At 64.3% G+C, this 2,140-nt stretch carries 1 protein-coding gene; it reads right to left on the bottom strand.

Annotation, left to right across the window (positions count from 1 at the left end; genetic code table 11):
- A partial coding sequence (locus EOC06_RS36335; RefSeq protein ID WP_128310054.1) for an aminomethyltransferase family protein occupies positions 1 to 1,869 on the bottom strand: 1,869 nt, incomplete at its 3' end.
- Between the last annotated feature and the right edge of the window lie 271 nt (positions 1,870 to 2,140).

Below are 2,140 nucleotides of genomic sequence, written 5' to 3' on the forward strand. Positions count from 1 at the left end.
CTTTTCGGCGTCGCGCGGATGGCACCAGATCTCGTAGCCGAGTTCGCCGGTATAGCCGGTGCGCGAGACGACGACCGGAATGCCGTTGCCGCCACCAATGCGGGCGACGGCGAAGCGGAACCATTCGAGCTCGTCGATCGACGGCTGCAATGGCGAAGTCCAGATCACTTCTCGCAGGATGTCGCGGCTCTTCGGACCCTGGACGGCGACGTTGTGCATCTGGTCGGTCGACGAGCGCACCAGCACGTTGAGGCCGAGCTTCGTCGCCGTCTCGCGCAGCCATTCGCCGGACAGATCGTCACCGCCGACCCAGCGGAAATTGTCCTTGCCGAGCCGCAGCAGGGTGCCGTCGTCGATCATGCCGCCATGCTCGTAGCACATGGCCGAATAGACCACCTGGCCGACACCGAGCTTCTTGACGTCGCGGGTCAGCGTGTATTGCAGCAGCGCCTCGGAATCCGGGCCGGTGACCTCGAACTTGCGCAGCGGCGACAGGTCCATGATCACCGCGTCCTGGCGGCACGCCCAGTATTCCGCGATCGGCCCGTCCTTGGCGAAGGAATTGGCGAGCCAATAGCCCCTGTACTCGCCGAAGTTGCGGGTGTGCTTGGCAAAGCTCGAATGAAAAGCTGTCTCGCGGGTCATTTTCTGTTCCGAATCGGGCGTCATGCGTCTGGCGATCGCTCGCGAGAATTTGTGCTGGCCGGAATAGGTCCGCACATGGATGTCGGTCGGGTTCCAGCCATTGGCCGGCGTCGTGTCGTCGGGGCAGGCGGAGGACACGCAGACGATGTCGGTGAGCGCCCTGAGCAGCACATAGTCACCCGCCCGCGACCACGGCTCGTCGGACACCATGACGCCATGCGCGTCGATCGCCGTGTTGAAGAAGAAGTTGATCGCCATCCAGCCCGCGCGGGGATTGACGCCCTTGCCGGCCAGAGCGCCGTTGAAATTCTCCGAGCAGTTGGTGTGGCCGGGATAGCCGATGTCGTCGTAATATTTGGCCGCGCAGGCGAGCGCGAAGGCGTCGTGCCGGCCGCATGTGTCCTGCACCACCTCGACCAGTGGCTCCATGTCCTGGTCAAAGTATTTGGAATGCAGGCCGGGCATCGGGTAGCTCGCACCCATCAGCGTGCGAGTCGTCGTCACGTCGAGCGGATGATCCAATCCCCTGTCCAGCTTGCGCGCCGAAAAGCACTGGAAATCGGTGCACTGGCGCCCGTCGACATCGATGATCTGGAGATAGTCGCCAGCCTTGACGAAATAGGATTCCGCCGTCGCCGAATGGACGCGCAAATCGAGAACCGGGTCGGCCAGCGGATCGGCCAGTAGCGATTTCGCCGCCGGGCGGATCGTGGCACGGCGAACGATGGCAATCAGCGGCGTCGCCGTGTCGTGGCCATCGACCAGCATCGGCCCGCCGGGGGCCGCAATCAGCATCGCGCCGTCGCGCGCGACCGTGAAAGCCTGCTCGGTGCCGGCGGGTGTCGCGCCGCCGAACACGCGAACCGCCTTGGCATGGTCAAGCTGCACCTGCCGGCGCGCGAGCCCGCTCCGTAGCGATGCGAGGCTGTCGTCGTCCTCGGCCAATAGCGCCTTGATGCCGGCAGCGTTGCTGTTCGATGCTTCACCAAAAATGCCGGGATCGGTGACGCCGCTCCTGTCCCAGGCCAGCAACTCGCAGGCCTGGCCGCCCTCGACATTGCGCACGGTGACCGTGTCGCCGGCCTCGATGTCGATGAGCACCGCGCCATTGCCATGGATCGTATAACGCTCCATGCCCGGCGGCAGCGCGATCTGGCCGGGCCTCAGGATGAGGCTCGGCCGCGGCGGTCCGGCAGCAATTGCGGGGTAGGGCGACTGGCTCATTTCAGCCTTGCGGTTCGAGAAACAAGTTTGCCTGTGTGTGAAATTATTTTAGCGGTAAGAATAGGCAGCGTGGTTGGGTTTGGCAAGGCGGAGCTTGACCGTCGGTGCAATCGCTCGGGCTTGAATTCGCCACTCCGCCTCGCCTTCGGAGCGTCGGCGCTGCCCCTCATCCGCCTGCCGGCATCTTCTCCCCGTGAACGGGGCGAAGGACGCTGTCCTCATCGGTTTCGCCAATCGCCAACGGTGCAAAAAAGTGCCGGCTTTGCGGTCC

This window comes from Mesorhizobium sp. M7A.F.Ca.MR.362.00.0.0 (assembly GCF_004023175.1).
Taxonomy (GTDB): domain Bacteria; phylum Pseudomonadota; class Alphaproteobacteria; order Rhizobiales; family Rhizobiaceae; genus Mesorhizobium.